We start from the raw sequence: 24,762 nt of genomic DNA on the forward strand, positions 1-24,762 counted from the left end.
TAGTGGTAAAGGCATTGTCATTTCCTTTTATCTCATAGCGCAATGGTGTACCTGCTATATAAGTAGGCGTAGCGGTTACACTGATGTTGATCACCTCGTCTACAGCGCAAGTAGCTGATGTTGTAGTGGTGATACTGAGTGTTTGCAACTCGAAGGCTGGTTCTACTGTTACGCTTGTGGTGCTCGTAGCACAAGTACCTGAAGCGTCTTTTATCATAGCGTAGAAAGTACCTCCATTCAAGTTCGAAAGTGTGTACTCTGTACCATTTCCTAAACTATTTCCTCCATTATCAAAGAACTCAATGGTATAAGGTGGTATTCCTCCACGTATCTTGCTCGTATCAACACTTACTCTTGGAGTTGATAAGCCTTTATTGCCCTCACAAACATATTGTGTGGCACTAATCACTCCCGTTTGTAACTCTAATGGTTCTGGAGAGGTGATAGTAGCATCAACATAGGCCACACAACCTGTACTATTAGTAATAGCTATTTGATATTTCACTCCTTGTGTTGTACCGTGTAACTGAGTGAAAGTAGCTGTATGAGTACCTGCGATAGCAGGAGTTGTAGTTACTGTTACATTATTTCCTGTAGTGATATCAATAGCGTTTGTAATCCTAAAGGTATAACTATCGCTATCGGTAGGCATTGCTATATCAATGCTACCTGTACCCGTAGCAGTAAGTCCTAAATTACATTTTTCGTGGTAAGGTTGCACCACTGTGTTATCTGTATTTATAGGGTCGGGGTCACGTACTACTACTTCTTTCACTATAGGACAATTTTCTGTTTCGGCATCGTAAATAGTGATGCGGTAAGTAGCTGCCTCGGTTGTAGGCGTTGCGATAGTAATCACTCCACCTGTAGGTGTTGGGAAGGCTACATTTTGTGCAAGTACAGCACCTGCTACTACGCCATTATCTAAGCGTTCTAAGGTATAGCTGTAAGTACCTGTACCTCCAGTCACAGTTACTGTGATATCGGCTGTAGGGGTTGCACAAGTTTTATTTCTACTAACAGTAGCTGTAGCTGTAATAAGTGCCGTAGTACTGAAAGTAGCTGTAGTCACACAGCCATTTACATCTTTCACAACTACAGTGTGTGCCGCCAATGGACTTACTTCTAATTCGAATGCTTGATTAGCTATTGTCCACACTATAGGTCTATCAGCAGCACCATCTAAACTATAGTAGTGGTTACCTTGACCTATTTTATTAAGGTCTACCCTTACTGGTATCTTACCATTAGAGTTATTGTAAGCTTGGCAAGCCAAAGTAGTTACAGTTACAATGTTAGGTGTATCAAAAATATCAATAGTAACTGTAGTAGATTGCAAGCAACCATAAGCATCAAGTACATATACATCCCAATTACCTGCAGGCAATTTGATATAATCTGAGGCTTGAAGCGTACGAGTCATTACAGATGATGTGTAGGATGTTCCTGAAGCTACATATCCATAAGTATAAGTAGCTGTACCTCCTGTAATATTCAACCACGCTTCACCCTGAGTATTACAAGAAGCTTTTTGGGTAGCAACTGCTGTAATTTGTAACTGAGTGAGCGAACGTTTGATTTCAAAGCTCTTAGAAGTTACACAACTAGCTACCCCACCAATAGTTTCAGTAAATTTCACATAATATTTACCTGCTGGCAGGTTACCATTTGCGACTTGAGGTGCGGTGAATGGAGATGGCACTGTACCTCCTGCACCTACCATTAGTTGATGATTATCTTCACGATAAACTTGATAATCTATATGGGTAGTGCTTCCGTGAGGATTTGTTAAAGTAAAGGTAAAGGTACCATCATTGCCAGTTGCACAACTTACATTTTTCACATCTATTGCTACTGACATCTGTGAGTATGTAGGTACAGGCACGGTCATCTGTTGGGTATAACGACACTTAGTAAGCATATTATAAGCTACAAAAGTGTATTGTACACCTGGTGTGAGCCCTCCTATGGTTACTGCCACTCCCGTACCTGAGGCAACTCCTTTGTGCCATACATCGTTAGTTCCATCGGCATTAAGTGTAGTAACTGTATTGAGAACTGATCCCGGAGGTGGGTTTTGAATACCTGGTCGATATATAGCAAAGTACGCATTAGTAGATGCTGTAAAGGTAGGTGAGCTGGTTGCTGTAATGCGTACCTCACCTGTAGTAGCACAAGCAGTAGGTATTACAGGAGTGATAGACATTACATTAGAATTAGGTAAGATTACAGTTGTGAAATGTGTTACACAGCTATTGCCATCAGTAATAGTGATGTTATAGTTACCATAATCTAATCCAGAGAATACTCTTGAGATATTATTAGAGGTTGTAAGTGTTTGTGTATCCTCTTTACCAGAAGTAGTATTTCTAACATTGATAACAAAAGGTTGCATACCTCCACCATTGAGAGTTACTGTAATGGCAGCTAAGTCAGCAGCGGATGAGGTACATCCCATTTGCTTACTTACTGTAGCTGTAGCCGTAAGTTGAGGCACTGCTGTAATAGTAAAGGCTTGAGTAGCCACACAACCACGGTCATCAGTGAGGTGCGCTATATAGTTACCTGGCGCTAAAGCTGTAGGAGTCTGCGTTACTCCTAAACCATTCACCACTTTAAGAGTATGTGAAGCTGTACCTACATAGTAATTACTTGGCGTAATTGTTACCGAACCGTTGTTATTACCACAAGTAGCTTGAGTAGTGGTAAAGGTATTGGTTAAGAAACGTGGTGGATCGTAAGCTAAAGTTATATAAGCTTGTCGTTTACATTCACTTCCATCAGGTTTGTAAGTTACTTGGAAACGGAACTCGGTAGTGGTAGCTATCGCTACTGGATAAGTAAAGGTTACTTGAGTAGTATTAGATGCTATAAAGTGATAAGTAGCTCCACCATCAACACTATAGCTAAACTCTTTGAGTGCTGTAGGGATACCTCCAGAAGCGGTGAGTGTATAGGTTACACTGCTACCTTTACAATCAGCATATTGTGTTTGAGTAGGTGATACAGTGAGTGATAATGGTGCATAAATTTGAGTAGTTACTGTTGCTTGACAACCAAAACCATCGGTTATTACAAATGTATGAGAGCCTACATCAAGTGCATCAGGATACTCAAAAATTGATGTATTGAAGGCATAATTATTACCTCCTACACGTTGTACTTTATAGTTTCCATTACCGCTAATTACTGTAATTTTTACTTTCTTCTCTTGTGTATCACCATAGCAATAAGAGGTAGGTTCAGCAGTAACTGAAAGTGTAGCTTTATCAGCGATTTCAAAGGTAGTTTCGGTAGTACAACCTTTGCTATCTTGTACTACTAAGCTATAAGTACCAGGTGCAAGGTTCGGTATTTCATAAGGGTTTACTCGTGGAGCTGCTGGTTGCAATGCTCCTAAGGTTCCACTTACTAATCCTACTCTGTACTGATAACCTCCTGCATTACCTCCTGTAGCCGATACTTTTATCTTAGCTACTCCACCGTTATAGCAAGTTACTTTATCCATTACTACTACTGTAGGTACAATAGGAGTAGGCTGGCCTATTTTGTAACTTACGGTTACTGCACAATTAGCATTAGCAGCATCTCTTATGCTCACTACTCCACTTTGGGTAGCTTCTAATCCTGTAACGGTAAATACTCCTTGAGCATCAAGGGTTGTAGGTGTCCAAGTGGTTGTAGTTGTGTATGTCCATTCTACTGAATAAAGAATATTTGTAGATGTTGGATTAATAACCTTGATACGTACCTCACCATCTTGAGCTCCAATACAGCTAACGTTTTTCTCGATACCGAATTTTTCGGCACGCATTTGTTTATTCTTTTCTATATTAATAAGTTGAGTAACCTTCAAATCACAATAAGCAATAGCCTGTGATACTTTAAGGTTATCCATTACAAAATCATTACCTAAGCCTCCATAAGTGGCAGCAGCTGTATTCACTACTTTCACTAATAGTTCTCCATTAGCAAAACCTGTCATCTCAGCTTCGGTAAAGGTGACTTTATAATTTGTCCAACTATTGTTGTTAATAGTTGCTAAACTCTTGCTACGCAAAGTAGTACCATCGGGTTTTGCTATTTCTATATTGAGGCGAGCTGGTACGGCAGTTACTCCTGTTCTAAAGAGGTTGAGTGCATCTAAACTTACAGTAAATTCAGTATTAGGAGCTACTCCTTTTAGAAGTTTTTGATATACTATTTCATTGTTACCATTTCCTGCTACTGCTAAGTAACGACCTCCAGAAGGATCAACAGGAGCTGTGGTAAGCCAATTAGGATTTGAACTTACTTGTAGTTGTTTAGTAAGCACTTGGTTACCATCTGAAAGGCTTCCTGAAGAGTTACATACCAAAGAAGTATTGGCTGCTGGTAAACAATCGTTATCATCTTTGCCAAAATCTTCTGCAAAGAGTACATTAGGTGTTGTAGCAGTGTCTATTGGACGATAGTATACTGTAAGAGTGTGTACTCCTGGTGATAATAATCGATTAAAGTTGTTACCTGCAAGAGTTTGTTTGGCACTACCATCAATGCTATATTGGTAAGTTTGGCTTACGGTAGATGAAACTGTAATAGTTACTGAACCATAACCATTATCACAACGATAAGCTATAGGGCTCAACGCTATGGTAGGCACTGAAGTTGCTTGTGTAACTATAGGTATTTCAATACGGCAATCTTTGTTATCTTTCACATAGATGGTTGTAGAACCTCCAATAAATCCTATAGGATTAGTTACATAAGTATTTTCACCATCAAAGCTATAACGATAAGGAGGAGTACCACCTGTAACGTTGTTCACTGATACTTTGTATTGGTTATGTGCTGTATCGCAGGATCTATCAGCTACTACACCAGCATAAGCGCGCAAAGGTGCTTGAGGAGGAAGTATCACCACAGGTTTCTTGATATAGGTACAAGTTGTTCCTGCCACTTGTGATAGCATTTCTATTTCGTAAGTACCTGCAGGAATACCTGTAAATAAACCTCCTGTACTAGTTTTGAAAGCAGCTCCTACACGAGCTCCTGTTTTATCTAATTTATATAGATTAATCTTACGATTTTGGTTTTGAGAGCCAGGAGCAAAAGTAAGATTAATCACCCCTGTATTAGGATTACTTTCACACTGAATTTCTTGTGTTGCACTAAAGGTAAATGTATGTGGATTTGGTGGAGTTACAGTCACCTTGTTAGACAAGGCAAAAGCTCCATTACGAGTATCACCCACTAAGAATATATATTCACCTACACGAGTGATATTTGCTACTTCAACCTCTACACTTGGCTGATGTGCCAATTGAATAGCGATATGAGGAGCATTCAAAGCGGTAGATATATCTGTATATTGTTGCTGACCATCTATTGTCCAGATATAGAAACGGTAAGTAGGTTTACCACCTTCAGCTTTAAGTTCAAACTTAGCCTTGTTACAAGAGGTAAATCCTTTGAAAGTAGCAGTTACCTTCATTTGGCTCGTTTTGTTGATAGTCACTTGTCCGTTGTATTGACAACCAGGTATTTGTGGTGAGGTTACCTTCACATCATAAGTACCTTGTGGCAAATTATTGATACGATAATCGTTTGTATTGATTACCTCAGTACGGAAAGGTGTACCTCCTTTGAAAATTTCTACTTTATAAGTTACTCCACTAGTACTAAGTAGCAATCTTACAGAACCTTGAGAAAAATCAGTTTCGTGAATTTCATCAGTAAGTGAACCTGTAAGTCCTGCTGTAAATACTTCAAAATAGAAACTTTCATTACAATTAAGCAATTTCAATCGGTATTTACCTGCTGTATTGGCTACAAAAGTGCGATTGTTGTGGAAAGTTGTCCAACATTGATCTTCAGTATTTCTACAATCAGAAGATGATTCATTACAAGAGCCACTCCATTGTTGCCACTCAAAAGCAGTATTTTGGTAGCTTACTGTAATATTTTTGGAGCTTCCTTGACAAAGGTAGAAATGACTTGTCCATCTACCATTATCAGGGCAAGTTACTCCTATGTTTTGTGCTTGAGCACGGATAGGATCGGTAGTTGCTGTAATAACTTGGTATTGTATTGTTTCAGTAGTTCCTATCTGATTTCCTTCGCAAGAAAGAGTTTTTACTACTTTGTAAACTCCTGGACCATTAGCTTGATATGTGCGATTAGTTTCGCCAGGAAGCATATTTCCATTTTTATACCATTGATAAGTATTAAAAGTTCCTGTAGCTTCGAGTGTCATTATTCCAGAACCACAAACTACTTCTTGGCGTGTACAATTGGAAGTATCTACTGTAATAGAACTTGAGCCAGCCTCTGATTGTTGAGCTGTAGGACAAGCGTTAGGTCCTCCTTCATACGTGATAGAGAAAGCTGTTTTCAGATAGTTAGCACAAGGTAGCAAGAGTTTATCACAATCGGCTACTACTTTCATTGGGATACGAATGCTCCGCCTTGGGTCGCCTAACTTGAGGGTAGATTGAGGGTAACCTGATGTACTACCTATTAAAAACTGATAGGTTTTCGTAGCAGGATTATACAATTTCTGAGGTTGTGGATTAGCTACTGTACCATCACCTGCATTATTGAGATCGGGCTCACCATTAGTAACTACCGCAGAATTGGGAGGTAGATTTACTGTAATAGTAGCACGTTTAATATTTTCAGCCCCTACATTCTCATAGCTTAATTCATAGAAGAAAGCTTGATTAGGAGTAAGATGAGTAATAGGATTACCCGATGTATCCACATAGCGTTGTGAAGTTTTTAGTTTCAAAGCATTCGACTTCACTGTCACGATAAATGTACAAGTGCTAATAGTAGCTAATAGATTATCCTTAAAGGTATAAGTAACTGTATGGACACCTATAGGGAATACACTTCCTGGAGCGTGGCTACGTGTAGTAGTTACTCCTCCTGAACAAGTAGGATATGCCTCGGGTTCACGCCATTGTACCAACTTGCCACACTGCCCTGCTTCTACAGTAACTTCTATATTATTCGGACAGTTTTTAACAAGAGGCGGTTCATCTATAGGTGGTAATACCACAGTAACTGTTTTAGTATAGATAGCGCTATTAGAACATCCTACTCCTGGTTTAAGTTTGTACTCAGCCATATAGGTAGTAGTGGTATAAATAGCCTCCCAGAAACTTTCTCCAGTACGTAATGGATAAGTAGTAGTTTTATTTCCGTTAGCATCAAGTTTGAACCAATTGATATCAAAAAGATGTTCTGAAAGACCTAATTTCACACGTGCTTGATTTCCGGTACAGAAAGGTACAGGACGGTCGATCACCAAGAACGGATTGAACGCATTGGTAAGGTCTATATCTACATCCTTAGGTACTGTTTGGCAACGGTGCTCAGTCTCTATGAGGTAGTGACCTGTAGTAAGATTTTCAAATATATTAAAGTATTTATTATCACTTGCCTCAAGTTTCACTGTTTCTTTAAGCGTAGCGGTAGTAGCCGTAGCCGATGTTTTTTGATAGAGGCGGAAAGTAAGAGGGAAATACACTTCTTGACCTGTTACATCAACAGCTATCATACCTGTAGCACTTCCTTGGTGGCAAATCACTGGGTTTACGACAGGGTTGAGCTTAACAAGATCGGCAATAGAAATTTCCTTATAGAAATAACTTTGCCAACTCCTGCTAGGCACTCCTGGATCGGATGCATCAGTTTGATACATAGATCCCGATTTAGGTTGGAGATAAGCATTATAATAAAAACCACTGGTTTTTATCCTATATTTACCAGCAAGTAAGTTTACAAATTCCCCTGAATGTCCTCTTACATAATCATTACCAGAAGGTTGTATCACCGCTTTCCAAGATTTGTTACCATAAGCATCCTCTTCTTCTCGTTCTAAATAAACATAAACACCATCTTGAAAAATTTGATTACCTATATTGTATTTGAGTTTCCCTATTTCGCAATCTTTTTCAACTTTTAATTCAGGTTTATAAGCAGGCATACCTGGTATATAAATTGTTTTTTGGGTAGTATTGCTACAAGCATCGGTAATCGTAATATTATAATTTCCTTCAGGTAAATTAGTATAATGGTATCGATAGCTTCCTGCAGGTTGTGTAGTTTCTAATGGGAAAGTTACAGTACGTGTACCGTGATCACCCATACTCACTTTTGCAAAATAAGAAACTACTTTTTTACCATCAGCTCGTTCTAATTTAAATTTCAAAGGATGAGAGTATATATTAACAGGGTAATCTATTCTAAAGGCTCCTGTACCTTCATACACTCCATAACCTATATCTAATTTATCAAATATTTTGTTGATATCTGCAGCCGCTGTAGTAGGATAATAAACATTTACTAATGAAGTACAAGTACTATGACAGTTATTAGGGTTTTCATAAGTAAGTCTATAGAGACCTTCTCCTACTTTGTCCACATAGATTAATCCATTAGTCCACTGAGCCTGTCCTAAAGCAGGCGAGTTAGAAGCTACCAAAGGTACATTTACCCAAGGGCCTCCTACACCACCAAGAGATTTTTCCAATTTAAAATACTGCATCTCAATAGGGTGAACCCATCCTAACAAATATGAGTAAGTGCCACCATTTATATTAGGCATATTTCTATAGTCACGATTCCTCATATTATAATTGAAATACAATCGCTTATCTAATCCACAATTTCGACTATAAGATTGGTTTTCAGCAGATAGCATTTGAAAGTTAGCGCAAGTCAATGGGTCTATTTGTTCATTGAAACGAACTCTCTCTTTAATGGTATTTTTAGGGCCTTTGATAGTAACCTCTATCTCATCACCTTTTTTAAAAACGTAGTTATTTACATAAAAACCATAACCATCAAAAGTAGAAGAAATATCAATATCAGGTTTTGAAGAATTTAAAAAGCGAACCACTGCCCTACCTGTTTGTTTAAAATAGTTCTTAATGGCATTTGCATCTGACATACCCGTAATTACCCAATTGTTATCTTGACGTACAATTTTAAATTGTCCTTTATATTTACCACAATCAGTTTTGTGCATTTCCATATACCTATCATACATTCTAATTTCCATACATTCTAAGGAGAATTGTTCTTTTGGTATTTGGATAGAAGGATAACGACGAGTTTCACCACATTTTTCACCTACAGCTGTAACATCCTTAATTTGGAGCGTTACTACTGTATTTTGTTTGATAGGATTTGCATTAGTACCACGCACCTCTATATAATTAGACCCTGAAGGTCTTGAAAATCTTTGAGTAGGTAGTAATACATTTTTACCTGTAGGATCAAGAATCGTAACATCAAAAGGACCGTGCCCTCCATTAGGTATCTGAAAGCGTACTCCTCCTGTATTAGGTTGTCCACAAATAGGAGGTAATATCTGCAAAGCTTGTACATTCATTACCTTGTAGTTAGACTCGGCTTCTACTTCACGTTCTTCAAAAGCACCAGTATTTTCATCGCGTACGATGATTTTATACTTTCCTGCTTTAAGATTGTAGAAAGTATGTTCAGCAGGAGCCGAAGGTGAAGGGCGCTGCATACGAAACATATCGCCACCTTGGCCTTCACCTTGTATTTCTACAATAAATTTACCACTTGAAGGTAAACATATAGCAGGATATGGAGAAGCATCTTGTGCTGTTACTTTTATCTGGTTATCATTATAACAATTTCCCTTGATAGAAGTGGTTTGCACATTGATACATTGAGCAAATCCTGTTGCTGTGAAGATTAAAAATACAATTGCTGTAAGAAACTTTTTCATTTTTTTTACTTTTAAGCTATAAGTAATAATATCTCGCGTGTAATTTATATATAATTAAGGGTACAAAAATAATATTTCTTTCTTATTTACACAACACTGTCTCCTTGTTTTTACACTAACAAAACATTCTTTTTATTATAATATACTGATTTTTAAATAAATAATTAGATGTTAAAATATTGTTAAATTTTTATTCAGGTAAAAAAATAAAAGATATGAAGTAAGAAAAATACAGATTTTTAAAAGCTAATTTTCATTAATTTCTTGCTATTTTGTTTTTTTTTTGTATTTTTGCCGATGTAATTTAATTAATCATAAAAAATACACACTATAATGACTACATTAGTGATTCTTGCCGCTGGATTAGGAAGCCGTTTTGGCTCTGATAAACAATTAGAAAATATTCACAATGGCAACGCTTTGTTTGATTACGGTATTTACGACGCACTACAAGCTGGTTTTGACAATATAGTGCTCATCATCCGCCACGAAATCGACAACCTCACCCGCCAACACCTCGAAAACCGCTTCAACAATGTTCCTATCTCCTACGTATATCAAGACGATTTTAACCCAAAAGGCATCGAACGTAAAAAACCTTGGGGTACAGGGCACGCTATGCTTTGTGTAAAAGAGTTTGTAAAAAACCCTTTTCTCATCATCAATGCCGATGATTACTATGGCAAAGAAGGCTTTAAATTGATGTATGAAGCGCTCAATGCTGGTAAAGAAAAAACTTTCTTCTCAGGAGGATATCTACTGAAAAACACCCTTAGTGAAAACGGAACTGTTTCACGCGGTATCTGCGAAGTAGACGCCAATCATCACCTACTCTCTATTAACGAAGCTACCAAACTGCGCAAAATTAACGAAACTACTGCCGTAGACGAAGCTACGGGCGCCGAGTATCCCCTCAGCACCTACGTTTCTATGAATTTTTGGGGATTTACTCACGAAGTATTGGATATAGCCGACCGTTATTTCAAAGAATTTGTAGCCGAACATAAAGATGACCCTAAATCCGAATTTTACATCCCTATGGTAGTACAACACGCCATTAAGGATTACGGATATAAATTAGAAGTATTACCCAATCACGACAACTGGTTCGGTATGACCTATCACGAAGATCTTGCTCTGGTACAAAACGAAATACAAAAACTCGTAGATAAAGGCGAATACCCTGATAAATTCTAATAAAATGTTTAACCCGTAAGAGATAATAAGTTTTTTTACTTCTTATCTCTTACTTCTTACCTAAATAAAAATGAAAGAAATAGCCAATCAATTTAACTTGAAAGGAAACCTCCTTTCTGTGGAACCTTATGGCAACGGACACATCAACCGCACGTATTTGGCAAAAACCACCGATACAAATTATATCCTTCAAGGGATTAACAGCAATGTGTTCAAAACCCCCGACAGCATCATCAAAAACATCGAACTGCTTTGGAAAACTGAACCTAACAATCACATCATCCTCCCGATGATGAAAGCTAAACAAGGAGGATACTCCGTAAATGCCGAGGGCATTGTATGGCGAGTATTCCCTTTTGCCGAAGGCTATACTTCTTATGAATTCATAGAAGCACCTTGGCAAGCCGAGAAAGCTGCCACCGCCTTTGCAACTTTTATGAAAACCTTTGCCAATATCGACACCTCTCGATTGCAGGCTACCATTCCTAATTTCCATAACGGAGATTTACGCTTCCAACAACTCGAAGATGCCTATGCTCAGGCAACACCTGCACGCAAAGACAAAGCTGAAAAGCTATACGAATTTGCGCAAAAACACAAGGTAATTTTCGACCTTATCCAAAAAGAAGTAGACGAAAAGCGCATCCCCATTCGTGTAACTCACAACGATACCAAAATCAATAACGTACTCATCAATAAATCCAATCCCGATGATTTTAGAGTAATCGACCTCGATACAGTGATGCAAGGTATCTTACTGTACGATTTCGGCGATATGGTACGTACTTCGGTAAGCCCTACCGAAGAAAACGAAGCCGATGAAAGCAAAATTGTATTCAATACTGAATTTTTCGAAGCACTTTGTAAAGGTTTTTCAGTAATGAACCCTGTGATGACTCCCTCAGAGAAAAAACACATCGTCGACGGAGCCAAATATATGATATTCATTATCGGTATCCGTTTCCTCGCCGATTATTTTAACAACGATGTGTACTTCAAAACCTCATATCCTGAGGAGAATTACATTCGTGCCCGCAATCAGTTCGTGCTATTTCAGCGTTTGGAAGACAAAGAAAAAGAACTCAGAGCGATTGCTAAAAAGTACTTTAAATAGGTAATACAAACTTTTAGTTTGAAACTTTGCCAAAGTTGAAACCAAGCTAATTTTAATTTAAAATCTATTTTTTTTACTATGAGAAATGTTTTTATAACCTCCCTTTTACTTATTTTGCCACTATCTACGTTTGGACAATCTCCATTCTCAGTGAAAAAAGTAGGAGAAAAAGGAAGTCCTATTTTGTTTATTCCAGGACTTGGCTGCTCCAGCGATGTCTGGCAAGAGACTGTATCTGCTCTGATCACTAACCACACTTGCTACCTGCTTACCTTAGCGGGGTTTGGAGGAATTACCCCTGTAAAGAATCCAAGTTTGGACTATTGGACAGATGCCATTATCTCCTATATCAAAAAGGAGAACATCCAAAAACCTACGATTGTAGGGCATAGCTTAGGGGGCATCCTTGCTATGAAAATAGCTGCTAAAGCCTCTGACCTACTTGATAGAATAGTGATTGTAGATGCTTTGCCTTGCTTGCCTTTGCTTTCTGATCCTAATTTTAAGATAACACCTAACAAGGATTGTACTCCTATGATCAAGGAACTTACAGCAATGCCCAAAGAAGACTTTGAGCGTTTGCAAATGGCTTCAATGATGTACTATACAACAAAGGAAGCCAAGAAGCCTACCATCGTTCAGTGGAGTGTAGCCTCAGATAGGGAGACCCTCGCCAAACTTGTATGTGAAATCTCTAATACAGACCTCAGAGAGGAAATAAAACAGATAAAAGTGCCTGCCTTAGTGCTCTTAGAGTCCGTATTTACTTCTTCAAAAGACAACATAAGAGATCAATATCAAAATTTATCTTTGAGAGACCTTAGATATGCCAATAAAGGGCTCCACTTTATTATGTATGATGACTTTGATTGGTATTTGACTCAGCTAAAATCCTTTATAAGATAAGAAATATATTGTCTCTACAAGAATCATATCTATTAGGAATTGTCTTTAACAGCACTCCCTTTTTCCATTATATTATTTAATTAAGTAATTTCTAAACAAAACTAATAACTAAAATTAAAACTATATGAAACACTTAGAACAAAAGTTTCAAGAAGTTTTCGGTGCTCCTGCCGAAAAACAATTCTTCGCACCAGGACGTGTGAATCTCATCGGTGAACATACCGACTACAATGGCGGTAATGTGTTCCCTTGCGCTATCGACAAAGGTACTTACGGTCTCGTAAAAAAACGCAACGATCGCAAATTCCGTATGTATTCTGAAAACTTTGCTGACCTTGGCGTAATGGAGTTCACTCTCGACGAACTTACCAACGACAAAAAACACGATTGGGCTAACTACCCAAAGGGTGTGATTAAAATGTTCCTCGAAGCAGGACAAAAAATCGACTCTGGTTTCGATATTCTCTTCTCTGGGAATATTCCTAATGGTGCAGGGCTTTCTTCTTCTGCTTCTATTGAGATGCTTACCGCTATTGTGCTAAAAGACCTTTTCCACCTTTCTATTGACCCCGTGGAAATGGCGCAATTAGGCAAGAAAACTGAAAACCTATTCATTGGGGTAAACTCTGGTATTATGGACCAATTTGCGGTAGCTATGGGTAAGAAAGACCACGCTATTCTCCTCGATTGTAACACTCTCAAATATGCCTATGTCCCTGTGGTACTTAAAAATGAGGTAATTGTGATTGCCAACACTAACAAACGTCGTGGTCTCGCTGATTCTAAATACAACGAACGCCGTGCCGAATGTGATGAAGCCTTAGCCGAATTACAAACTAAATTGCCTATCAAAGCCTTAGGAGAACTCTCTATTGAAGAATTTGAAGCCAACAAAGATCTCATCAAGAGTCCTATTCGCCAAAAAAGAGCAAAACACGCAGTATATGAAAACCAACGCACTCTTAAAGCACAAAAAGAGCTTTCAGCAGGTAATTTAGCTGAGTTTGGTAAGTTAATGAACCAATCGCACATTTCTTTGCGCGACGATTATGAGGTAACAGGCGTAGAACTCGACACTTTGGCTGCTCTTGCTTGGGAACAACCTGGGGTAGTAGGTTCACGTATGACGGGAGCTGGCTTTGGCGGTTGCACTGTAAGCATCGTGAAAAAAGACAAAGTAGACGATTTCATTAAAAACGTAGGCGAGGCTTACAAAAACAAAATAGGTTATGCTGCCGATTTCTATATCGCTTCTGTAAGCGACGGTGCTAAAAAACTATAAACAAGACAAAGTATGATAACCATCAACAAAAGCCTGTTCGGTACTCACAACGGACAGGCTGTCTATCAATATACCTTACAGAATGCGAATGGCTTTCGCGTGTCTGTTTTGAACTTAGGCGGTACTATTACCGAAATAGCTATAAAAGATAAGCTCAACGTACTGAAAAACGTAGTGTTAGGTTATGCGCATTTAGAAGATTACATAGGTAATGGCGCCTATAATGGAGCTACCATAGGGCGCACTTCAGGACGTATTCACAACGCTACTTTCACTATCGACGGGAAAACCTATCACCTATTTAAAAATAATGGTGAAAACTCATTGCACGGCGGTAAAGAAGGTTTTAGCAGTAAACTCTTTGAAGTAAAAGAGCTCGCTAATGGTTTAGAAATGCACTACACAAGTCCTGATGGTGAAGAAGGCTACCCTGCAAAAGTAGATTTCAAAGTGATTTACACCATCACTGATGACAACAGTCTGCACATTGCTTACGAAGCCGTTGCCGATGCCAAAACCTATCTCAATATCACCAACCACAGTTATTTCAACCTTTCAGGTGATATGGAAATGAATGGCGATACCCAAGTATTACAAATCGCTGCTGATAATATTTGTGAATTGGCAGAAGGATTGATACCTACGGGTGATTACATAGCTGTAAAAGATACTACTTTCGACCTCCGCAAAGGTAAAGTTATCGCTGAGGGTATTGCGGAAGGGCACCCTCAATTCAAAATCACTCGTGCCTACGACCACCCCTTTGTGCTCAACCACAGCGGACTCAATGGTGCTCCTCAGTTGGTATTGCACTCTCCTCACAGTGGTATTACTATGGAAGCCTATACTACCCAGCGTGTGGCTGTGATTTACACTGGTAACTTTTTAGACAATGTACCTGTATTCGATAAGGTATGTACTGCCAAAGAAAAACCATCAAAAAACCCACGATTTGTAGGTGTAGCTATTGAGATGCAAGATTTCCCTGATGGTATCAATCAGCCGAAGTTTGGGGTAAAACCCTTAGAAAAAGGGGAAGTGTACAAACAAGAAACCGTTTATAAGTTTTTTATTAAATAACAAATAGTCTTGTTAATTATTAATTTATAATTATTAATCGTGAAAGTTTATATTGAAATAGAAACCCTCATCAGCTATGCTATATTGCACGGATTGGTGAAGGAAGAAGACCGTATTCTTGTTACCAATGCTGTTTTGGAAAGTATTGGTTGCAATAGTTATACCGAGTTTACAAAAGAAGAGCAAGCTCAAATCGCTAAAGAGGTAGCCCAGATAACTTATCCTACGGAAGTACTCGACCGCTTAGTGCAGTGGGCAGCTGAGAACGGCACCCTCACTACCGATACGCTTACTTTCCGCGACCTACTGAACTCTAAGATTATGGGACAGGTATTACCTCGTACATCGGTAATTCGCAAAGACTTTTGGCATACTTACCAAAGGAGCAAAGAGCAAGCTACCCAACAGTTTTATGAGCTGAACAAGCAAAGCAACTACATACGCACCGATAGGATTTCTAAGAATATTCTGTGGGAACACAATAGCCCTTATGGCAATTTAGAGATTACTATCAACCTTTCTAAGCCAGAGAAAGACCCTCGTGATATTGCTGCCCAAAAAGATGTGGTAGCAACTAACTACCCAAAATGTTTGCTCTGTAAAGAGAACGAAGGCTATATGGGACGTGTAAATCACGCTGGTAGGCAGAACTTGCGCACGATTAAGCTGGATTTAGCCAATGAGGAATGGTTTTTCCAATACTCCCCCTATATCTATTACAACGAGCATTGTATTGTCTTTTCGAGTGAGCATCGCCCTATGAAGATTGACAAGGCTTGCTTTGAGCACGTATTGGGCTTTGTAGAGCAATTCCCTCATTACTTCCTCAGCTCTAATGCCGATTTACCTATTGTAGGAGGCTCTATCCTCTCACACGACCACTTTCAAGGTGGACGACACGTTTTCCCTATGGAAAAAGCTACCATAAAAGAACGCGTGAGCTTCAAAGGTTTTGAAGATGTGGAAACAGGCATCGTAAATTGGCCTATGAGCGTATTGCGATTGCGCGGTGAGAAAGACCGCCTCATCGCCTTAGCCGATATCATCTTGCAATCGTGGATAAATTACAGCGATGAATCATTAGGTATCTACTCGCATACTGAGGGTGTGCGTCACAATACGGTAAACCCTGTGGCACGTTTTAAAAACGGCAAATATGAACTTGATTTGGCTTTGCGCAACAACCGTACGGATACTGAGCACCCTATGGGTATCTTTCACCCTTACGAACATCTGCACAATATCAAAAAAGAGAACATTGGGATTATTGAGGTGATGGGCTTAGCGATTTTACCTGGTAGGTTAAAGACTGAAATGGCGAGCATTAAAACCTTGCTTAGTGAAGCCATTACAGCTGGTAACGCTTTCAGCACTGTATATTCCCAAATGACTGCTGACTCTGCTTTGCAAAAACACACTCAGTGGTTAGAACGTTACGTGAATACCTCCCCTACTCCACTTTCTATAAAGAACTTAGATAACTTTATTAATAGGAGTATAGGCGATACTTTCTGTGAGGTATTGGAGAATTGTGGCGTGTTCAAACATACTCCTGAAGGTGAGGAAGGATTTAGGAAATTCGTGAACCAAATTTGCTAATTTGCTAATTATTTGTATTTTTGCGCTTCAATATTAACTTTTATACGATGAAAAAACACTTCTTACTGCTCTTTTTGTGTGCTTTTGCACCCTTTGGTTCTTATCTATGGGCTCAAACGCACGTATCGGGTAAAGTAATCGACGAAAATGGCCAACCTATAGCTTTTGCTAATGTGTTATTCCCTAAAACTACTATCGGCGCTTATACCGATGATGAAGGGCGTTTTTCTTTATACTCCGAAAAAAAACAAAGAGAGTTAGAGGTATCATTCATAGGGTACACCACCAAAAAAATTCATTTGGAAAAAGATAACACCAAAGGATTGGTAGTAGTACTCGTAGAAGGTGAACAGTTAGACGCAGTAACTATTGTGGCTAAACCTAAAAAGGCACTTTCTAAAAAAGAGAACCCTGCCTATACCGTTTTGCAAGGAATTTGGAAAAACAAAAAGAAACGCGGATTGCAAAATGCAACAGCTTATCAGTATAAAAAACATACTACTACCGAGTTAGGGGTGAACAACCTCGATACTGTCTTCCTCAAAAAAGCCTTAGGCAAAGAATACGATACTATTAGAAAAATCCTATCTGAGAAAAAATACAAAGAAACTTTCTCACTCCCTATGTACCTCACCGAAAAAATAGAAACGGTGTACGGTGACAATCAGTTGGGTAAAAAGCGTGTAGACATAGAAGCCGAACGTTCCCAAGGCATTGTGCAACAAGGTTTTGGTTTGGAACGTGTGAGCCAATCGTTTGACGAGTTTGAGATTTATGACAATACTTATATGATACTCAACAAACCGTTCGTGAGTCCACTTTCCGAATTTGGCTATGGTGTGTATCTATATGTACTCAGCGATACGATTCAAAAAGATGAACGCCAATTCTATCGCATCAACTTCTTCCCACGTGATGATCAAGATTTAGCTTTGCAAGGGCAATTTGATGTAGATACCAAAACCTTTATAGTGAGTGCTATACAAATGCACACCACCCCTAAAACCAATATCAACTTAGTACGCCGACTCTCATTTGAAAAATACTTCACCATCGCCAACGATAGTATTTACTTACCCGAACGCGAAATTCAAGAAGGTGATTTTACACTACTTACCAAAAAAGATGAAGAAAAAGGACTTTATGTAAAGAACTTTATCGATTATTCCGATATATTATTGAACAAATCTAAAACTGCTGAATTTTACGACCAACAAATAGTGAAAACAGCTAAAGATCAGTTTCATAAGGATGATACTTATTGGGATAACAATACCTTGGGAGGGGCTGACCTCACCAAAACTAAACTCCTAATTCGTGAGGTGGGAAGCAATAGGCGTATCAAAATGATAGGCGATGTAACCGATGTGGTAACTTCAGGTTACATCCCCATTGGTAATTACCTACAATTTGGTAGATTCTGGCAAACTTTCTCAAGCAACAATGTTGAGGGCTTGCGTTTGCGTGCAGGATTCCGTTCCTTCATCTCTACCGACGATCGCTTTCGTACCTATGTATATGGTGCTTATGGATTGAGAGACAAACAGTTTAAGTACGGATTCAGTGGTAAATACCTCCTTTCTCACAGTCCACGCATCACCCTCGGAGCTGGTTATCAGAACGATAATTTGCAATTGGGTACCTTTGTAATGCACGACGATACTGAACTGAATTTCGAAAATACTACCAACTTCATCATTGCACGTGGTGAAAATTACTACCTCACCCGCAACAAAAAAATACAAGGAGTAATTAATTACGATATCATTCCTAACTTACAATTTTCAATATTTGGCACTTACCAAAAACTCTCTTCCGCAAGTGAAGATAACTTCCTCATTGCCTACCAAAATCCTAAAACAGGTGATGTAATTCACGAGTACGACAACTTCTATACAGGGCTACAACTCTCTTTCACCCCTTACCGAAAAGTATTTGGTTATGGTGTAGAACAACGTTATGGCAAAAAACTCTTCCCTATGTACACCCTCAAATATTCTAAAGGAGTAGAGGGGGTAATAAACAGCAAGTTTGATTACGACAAAGTGCAAATGATGCTTTACAAACCCATTCCTCTCTTTGGTTATGGCATTTTCCACGCTAATATTGAAGCTGGAAAAGTATTTGGTACAGCACCACTTATTGCTTTAGCTCCCACCCCCGCTAACCAATCGTATTCATCAGCTCCTAACACCTTTGCACTTTTGGATTACTACGATTTTATCACTGATACCTATATCAATGGATATTTTGAACATCATTTCGATGGTTTCTTGTTCAATCGTATTCCTTTCTTACAAAAAACACGATTCAAAAGCTTGATATTCGGTCGATTTGCTTATGGAACGCTCTCCAACAGGAACAAAAACGCTAATATCACCAATATTGTATTTAATTCACCCGAAAAACTCTATTGGGAATACGGCTTTGGTATTGAGAACATAGGGTTAGGTAACTTTCGCTTTATACGAGTAGATTTCGTATGGCGCAACGATTTCAATGATGTGAATGGGGTGCGGAATCCTAAGTTTGGTGTACGGATTGGAATAGTACCATCGTTTTAGGTAAAAGGTAAAAAGTAAAAGGTAAAGCTAGCGAGGGCTCACAGCTGGGTATGTGAGTAAAAGGTAAAAGATAAAAAGTAAAATAGATACTTTGTAATGAAGCAACAAAATATAAACAACTTAGTTCGGTTAGGGGAACTACTTTCTAAAACCGAACAATTCAACGATATATTTGAGAAAGCAGAACAGCAGAACAGTTGGTTTACGCGTACTAATGTAATATTTGCCTTTAAATCGTGGAGTGATGCCCTCAGCAAAAACAATGTAAAACAATGGCTGTCGCAATATCAATTACCACAAACTACTTCGTCTAAAAAAATATTGATTATAATGGCTGGCAATCTACCTTTGGTAGGCTTACACGATTTGTTATGCGTATTGGTAACAGGGCATAAGGCAATCGTGAAGCTCTCCAGCAACGACTGCGTATTACTTCCCTACCTTATAACACAGATGAAGACTTTTGCACCTGAATGGACAGAAGCAGTAACTTTCACAGATGATAAAGTAACTGAATACGATGCGGTAATAGCTACAGGTAGCAATAATACTGCACGCTATTTTGAGTATTACTTTGGTAAGAAACCCCATATTATAAGAAAAAACCGCCATTCAGTAGCCGTACTCACCGGAAAAGAAACCCCTGAAGAACTTTTCGCTTTAGGTAAAGACATTTTTCTGTACTATGGCTTAGGTTGCCGAAGTATTTCTAAACTATTTGTACCTAAAGGATATGACTTCAACCTGTTATTCCAAGCAATTTACCCCTATAAAGATATCATTCAAGAACAAAAATACGCCAATAACTACGACTACAACAAAGCCGTCTACCTAATGAGTTTATTTCAGCTCCTCGAAAACGGATTTTTACTCCTAAAAGAAGATGAGCACTATGGCTCTCCCATTGCTACTCTCTTCTATGAATACTACACTAATGTAGCTAGCTTGAAAGAAAAACTCACTACCGATGCTGAAAAAATACAATGTGTAGTTGCTCACAATTTTACAACTGAAGAAGTAGCCTTCGGAGAAACCCAAACCCCCCAATTATGGGACTACGCCGATGGAGTAGACACTCTCAATTTCCTACTCAAATTAGCCTAAAATAATCAAAAAACACCAACTGATAACAAAAATTTTAAACCTTATAAGATGTTAATTATAAGATACTTATAAAATAATTACAACTTTTCTCAAAAAAAAGTACTAAAAAAAATTGCAGATATAAAAAAAAGTAGTACTTTTGCCACCGCATTGAGAGAGAAACAATGCCTAAATAAAGCAAATTGGTCCGTTCGTCTAGGGGTTAGGACGCAAGGTTTTCATCCTTGTAACAGGGGTTCGATTCCCCTACGGACTACAAGCCATAATTTAAATTTTTTAAACGGTTAAACAAAAACTTAAGGTCCGTTCGTCTAGGGGTTAGGACGCAAGGTTTTCATCCTTGTAACAGGGGTTCGATTCCCCTACGGACTACTACACTAAATGCACTATTCGTATCTAAATGATACAACTTAAAATTAAATCAGTAAAGGAAAATGGCAAACCATAAATCAGCATTAAAAAGAATTAGAAGAAACGAAGCAGCTCGCTTGCGCAATCGCTATCAACACAAAACGGCTCGTAATGCCGTTAGAAAACTACGTGCTTTAGAAAATGTAGAAGAAGCTAAAACACTTTTCCCTAAAGTAGTTTCAATGATCGACAAGCTCGCTAAGAGAAATATCATTCATGCTAATAAAGCAGCGAATTTAAAAAGCAGTTTAGCTAAACATATCAATAAATTAGCTAAATAGTCATTTAGGTTTTAGATTTATCACTTATAGCCAGATTTATGCAAGTAAATCTGGCTTTGGTGTTTTAATATTAAATTTATAAAATTATGAAATATACATCTTATGCCCTACTCTTTTTGCTATCAGTACTTGTTTCTTGTAACAACACAAATCAAGATAATAACGAAAAACAAACACATAAAACAAAGTCTATAGAGTTCGAAGAGTTCAAACTCATCGACCTAACACCTAAAGCACAGGAAGATATGAGACACTGGAAAAGTTTCCAATCACTGATGCAAGTAATCGTTTCTATGGCGCCTGCCAAGATTAAAAACACCGATGATTTGATGCTCTCCAATCCTGATAGCTTGTTAATATACAGCCGTTTATATCCAGTTAATTCCAAAACTGAAGTTATCAATAGCGTTGTAGAACACGATTGGAGAACCCCAGCTGATGCTACTAAAGATACCGTTTTCAGGTTTGAAAAAAAGAAAAATAACGCAGAAAGTTTTCTACAATGGCATCGCTTTTTGGTAGCCAATATCCCTTATACTTTTTCAGTAGTTTTGAAAAAAGTGAATTATCCCAATGTAAAACTGAACTTTTTGGAAGGAGAAAACAATGAGTTATCCGCTACTTTAGCCCTTGATACCCTGAGCACTTCTACTAACAACGTAAAAAGAACTACCCTCTCCGACGATTGGTACAGTTACCAAATTAATTTTTTACCAAAAAAATCAGCGTCATACGCCATTAGGCTTTCCTTAGACGAAAATGCTAAAGAGAACGACAATGTAATACTATATCGCTCTATTTTAGAACTTCCTGCAAAACACTTTCACCAAGTAGGTAAATTTTCTGATAAGATTGTAGGAGAACACTCCGATGTTGAAAGCTCTTATTACTCTGTATTTTTTTGGTTAGTACAAATAGAAGATGCTCTCAAAGAGCTACTCAACAGCGATACTTTTCCCGAACGTATTGATGTTCCTACTGTAAAAGCTCGTTTCAGGCTTTTTCAAACACAAATTAAATCATTAGCCGATAATGTTAAAAACAATCCTGATTTCAACGAAAATGAGCTTAAAAACAACATTTTTTTATTAGGAGAAACTTTCAATAGTATTATAGCTCGTATCAACAATATATACAGCAACGACTTAGACGATCGTATGAAATATATCGATACTCAACAAGATTCTATTCCTTCAACTAATAATTGAATCTAAACACATTCATTAATTCAAAAGCCAATAATACCTTTATAAGATGTTATTGGCTTTTTCAAAATTTAAATTAGTCCCATATTCTTCTTGTTTAAAAGTAATTCGTAATTCATTTCTATTCAAAAAAGTCAGCAATTAGTAAAAACTAACTACTGACTTCTATCTCATTTGCTAATTTTCAAATTTGTTAACTAATTGCCTGTGCGACTCGCACAATATATCAACAATAAAAGTAGGTTGACTCCTCCCAAAACGTCTTCTTTATGCTTTATCGTAAGAAAATCAGAAGTTACTTGGTTCATTTCGTACTGCTGAAAAGCTAAAAGTGAAGTTTCGTAAGATAAGGGTATGATAAAAAACTCACCCAATACAAATACGGCAATTGAAAGTATAAGCAATAGTAAGTTTTTCCGAGTTCTTTGGCATAAGTAAATTACAATATTGCCTATAAGGAACAACCACATTCCTTTAATCATTCCCAGTTGAACCATCGCATCTATAAATCGGCGTTGCCATAAGAAGAATGAGGTATCTTGTGGTATAGAAAGCATATTCATCGCTATAAAAGCCGAAATATTCCCTATTAATAAACTAAGCCCCACAATAGCAATAAATTGAGCTACTCGTTGAAGAAGATTTTTACTTTTCATCTGTTATTCTGTTTTTAATTTCTGAGATGCAAAATAACACAGAAGTGGTGAGATAAAAATTAACTTTGGGTAATAAATTACAGATAGGCTATTCTTCTTCTAATTCTACTCAATGATTGTGGAGTAACTCCTACAAACGAAGCTATGTATTTCTGTGCTACTCGTTGCTCAATATTTTTATATTGTTTCATAAATTTCAAATAACGCTCTTGGGGAGTATCTGTAAGTCCCGAAATGATGTATTGTATAGCTTTAATAAAAGTCTCTTCAAGTAGTAACCTACCAAACCGTTCACCATCTTCTATTTCTTTGTAAAATCGTTGTAGATTAGCATAAGAAATCATTTGCAAAACAGTATCTTCAAGAGCGACAATTGTTTTCTGGGAAGGTATTTTAGTTATAAAACTCTCATAGTCACAAACAAAAGTATTCTCTTCGTTAAAATGTATAGTAAGTTCTTTTCCATCATAATTCATAAATTGCCTCAGTAATCCCTTGTTTACATAATAAAAATACTTACAGATATTGCCTTCTTGCAATAGTACTTCTCCTTTGGAAAGAAACAAAGGAACAAAAAGTTTTTCTATAAGAGTACAATCTCTTCTTAAAAGAGTTATATACTCCCTTATCTTGTTTAAAAGTAATTCGTAATTCATTTCTATACAAAAAAGTCAGCAATTAGTAAAAACTAACTGCTGACTTCTATCTCATTTGCTAATTTTCAAATTTGGTAATTATTTTCCTTTACCACCGATAGCAGGGTCTTTCATTCCCTCTTCAATCATAGTGTAGAATTGGTCGAGTTTAGGCAATACTACAATACGAGTACGGCGGTTTAGAGCGCGTCCGTTAGCATCGCCATTGCTTGCTAATGGCACGTAGTAGCTACGTCCGGCAGCGGTCATACGCTCAGGAGCAACACCGAAATCTTTTTGCAATACACGTACAATCTCGGTAGCGCGCATTACGCTCAAATCCCAGTTGTCGCGGATACAACCTGTTTTGATGTTTACATTATCAGTGTGACCTTCTACCATAAACTCAAAGTCGGGTTTGTTTTTCACTACTTTAGCTACTTTTTCGAGTACGCTCTTAGCGTTTTTAGAGATAGTGTAGCTACCACTGCTAAAGAGCATTTTATCGGAAATATTGATAAATACCACTCCTTTTTCAACTTTCACATCTACATCTTGGTCGTCTAAGTTCCCCAACACACCTTTGAGGCTTTGTACCAAGGCGAGGTTTACAGAGTCACGACGGGTAACCGCATCGCGCAAGTTTTTGATAGTTAAATCTTTTTCGCGCAAGCTTTCTAATGATTTTTCGAGGTTTTCAGCGCCTTTTTGGGTAAGCGTTGTGAGGTTACCCATATTGTTGATGAGCTGCTGGTTGTTCTCTTTGAGCAAATCATTTTGGTTTTTCAAACTCTCAATTTTATATGCCAAATTGTTCTTTTCGTCTAAACACATATTGAGTTTTACGGTAGCAGTGTTTAGCAAATCTTCAGTTTGTTTGTTTCTTGCTTCTAACTCAGCATACTTCTTTTTAGATACACACGATGTTGTAACTAATGCCAGCATCGATAGTGCGATAATAAATTTTTTCATATAGTTTA

General features: G+C 37.9%; 14 protein-coding genes and 2 tRNA genes. 12 read left to right on the forward strand and 4 right to left on the reverse strand.

What is annotated here, in order from left to right:
• On the reverse strand, positions 1-9,748 hold a 9,748-nt coding region (locus tag JMN12_RS05185; protein WP_203137690.1), incomplete at its 3' end, for an HYR domain-containing protein.
• Between the two features lie 333 nt (positions 9,749-10,081).
• Between JMN12_RS05185 and JMN12_RS05190 the strand changes: the two genes are divergently transcribed.
• From JMN12_RS05190 to JMN12_RS05245, 12 genes are all read left to right on the forward strand, one after another.
• Positions 10,082-10,945, forward strand: coding sequence for an NDP-sugar synthase (locus JMN12_RS05190; RefSeq protein WP_203137692.1), 864 nt, complete (start codon positions 10,082-10,084; stop codon positions 10,943-10,945).
• A 70-nt stretch (positions 10,946-11,015) separates the two neighbouring features.
• Complete coding sequence (locus JMN12_RS05195; protein WP_203137694.1) at positions 11,016-12,059, forward strand: phosphotransferase enzyme family protein; 1,044 nt, start codon at positions 11,016-11,018, stop codon at positions 12,057-12,059.
• Between the two features lie 78 nt (positions 12,060-12,137).
• On the forward strand, positions 12,138-12,965 hold the full coding sequence (locus tag JMN12_RS05200; RefSeq protein ID WP_203137703.1) for an alpha/beta fold hydrolase: 828 nt from the start codon (positions 12,138-12,140) through the stop codon (positions 12,963-12,965).
• A 124-nt stretch (positions 12,966-13,089) separates the two neighbouring features.
• Positions 13,090-14,247 (forward strand): galactokinase, encoded by a 1,158-nt coding sequence (locus JMN12_RS05205; protein WP_203137705.1) that lies wholly within the window; start codon positions 13,090-13,092, stop codon positions 14,245-14,247.
• Positions 14,248-14,259: 12 nt separating this feature from the next.
• Positions 14,260-15,327 (forward strand): aldose epimerase family protein, encoded by a 1,068-nt coding sequence (locus JMN12_RS05210; RefSeq protein WP_203137707.1) that lies wholly within the window; start codon positions 14,260-14,262, stop codon positions 15,325-15,327.
• Between the two features lie 39 nt (positions 15,328-15,366).
• Positions 15,367-16,926 carry a UDP-glucose--hexose-1-phosphate uridylyltransferase gene (locus JMN12_RS05215; protein ID WP_203137709.1) on the forward strand — a complete coding sequence of 520 codons (1,560 nt, stop codon included), beginning with the start codon at positions 15,367-15,369 and terminating at the stop codon, positions 16,924-16,926.
• A gap of 47 nt (positions 16,927-16,973) precedes the next feature.
• Positions 16,974-19,490, forward strand: a complete 2,517-nt coding sequence (locus JMN12_RS05220) for a DUF5686 and carboxypeptidase-like regulatory domain-containing protein (RefSeq protein WP_203137711.1) — start codon at positions 16,974-16,976, stop codon at positions 19,488-19,490.
• A gap of 96 nt (positions 19,491-19,586) precedes the next feature.
• Entirely contained in the window at positions 19,587-20,594 is a 1,008-nt protein-coding gene (locus tag JMN12_RS05225; protein ID WP_203081427.1) for an acyl-CoA reductase, read from the forward strand.
• 184 nt (positions 20,595-20,778) lie between these two features.
• Positions 20,779-20,850, forward strand: a tRNA-Glu gene (locus tag JMN12_RS05230).
• A 44-nt stretch (positions 20,851-20,894) separates the two neighbouring features.
• Positions 20,895-20,966 (forward strand) — tRNA-Glu (locus JMN12_RS05235).
• Positions 20,967-21,028: 62 nt separating this feature from the next.
• A complete protein-coding gene (rpsT, locus tag JMN12_RS05240; protein WP_009412977.1) occupies positions 21,029-21,286 on the forward strand; it encodes a 30S ribosomal protein S20 in 258 nt (85 codons plus the stop codon).
• An 86-nt stretch (positions 21,287-21,372) separates the two neighbouring features.
• Positions 21,373-22,494: a hypothetical protein gene (locus JMN12_RS05245; protein ID WP_203081428.1), complete on the forward strand. Its 1,122-nt coding sequence runs from the start codon at positions 21,373-21,375 to the stop codon at positions 22,492-22,494.
• Positions 22,495-22,688: 194 nt separating this feature from the next.
• On the opposite strand, the gene JMN12_RS05250 is transcribed toward JMN12_RS05245, so the two are convergent.
• From JMN12_RS05250 to JMN12_RS05260, 3 genes are all read right to left on the reverse strand, one after another.
• On the reverse strand, positions 22,689-23,147 hold the full coding sequence (locus tag JMN12_RS05250) for a hypothetical protein (RefSeq protein ID WP_203137714.1): 459 nt from the start codon (positions 23,145-23,147) through the stop codon (positions 22,689-22,691).
• Positions 23,148-23,224: 77 nt separating this feature from the next.
• Entirely contained in the window at positions 23,225-23,803 is a 579-nt protein-coding gene (locus JMN12_RS05255) for a Crp/Fnr family transcriptional regulator (RefSeq protein WP_203137716.1), read from the reverse strand.
• Positions 23,804-23,881: 78 nt separating this feature from the next.
• Positions 23,882-24,754: a flagellar motor protein MotB gene (locus JMN12_RS05260; protein ID WP_009412973.1), complete on the reverse strand. Its 873-nt coding sequence runs from the start codon at positions 24,752-24,754 to the stop codon at positions 23,882-23,884.
• Positions 24,755-24,762 lie beyond the last annotated feature (8 nt).

It is taken from the genome of Capnocytophaga genosp. AHN8471, from assembly GCF_016806945.1.
Lineage (GTDB): Bacteria > Bacteroidota > Bacteroidia > Flavobacteriales > Flavobacteriaceae > Capnocytophaga > Capnocytophaga periodontitidis.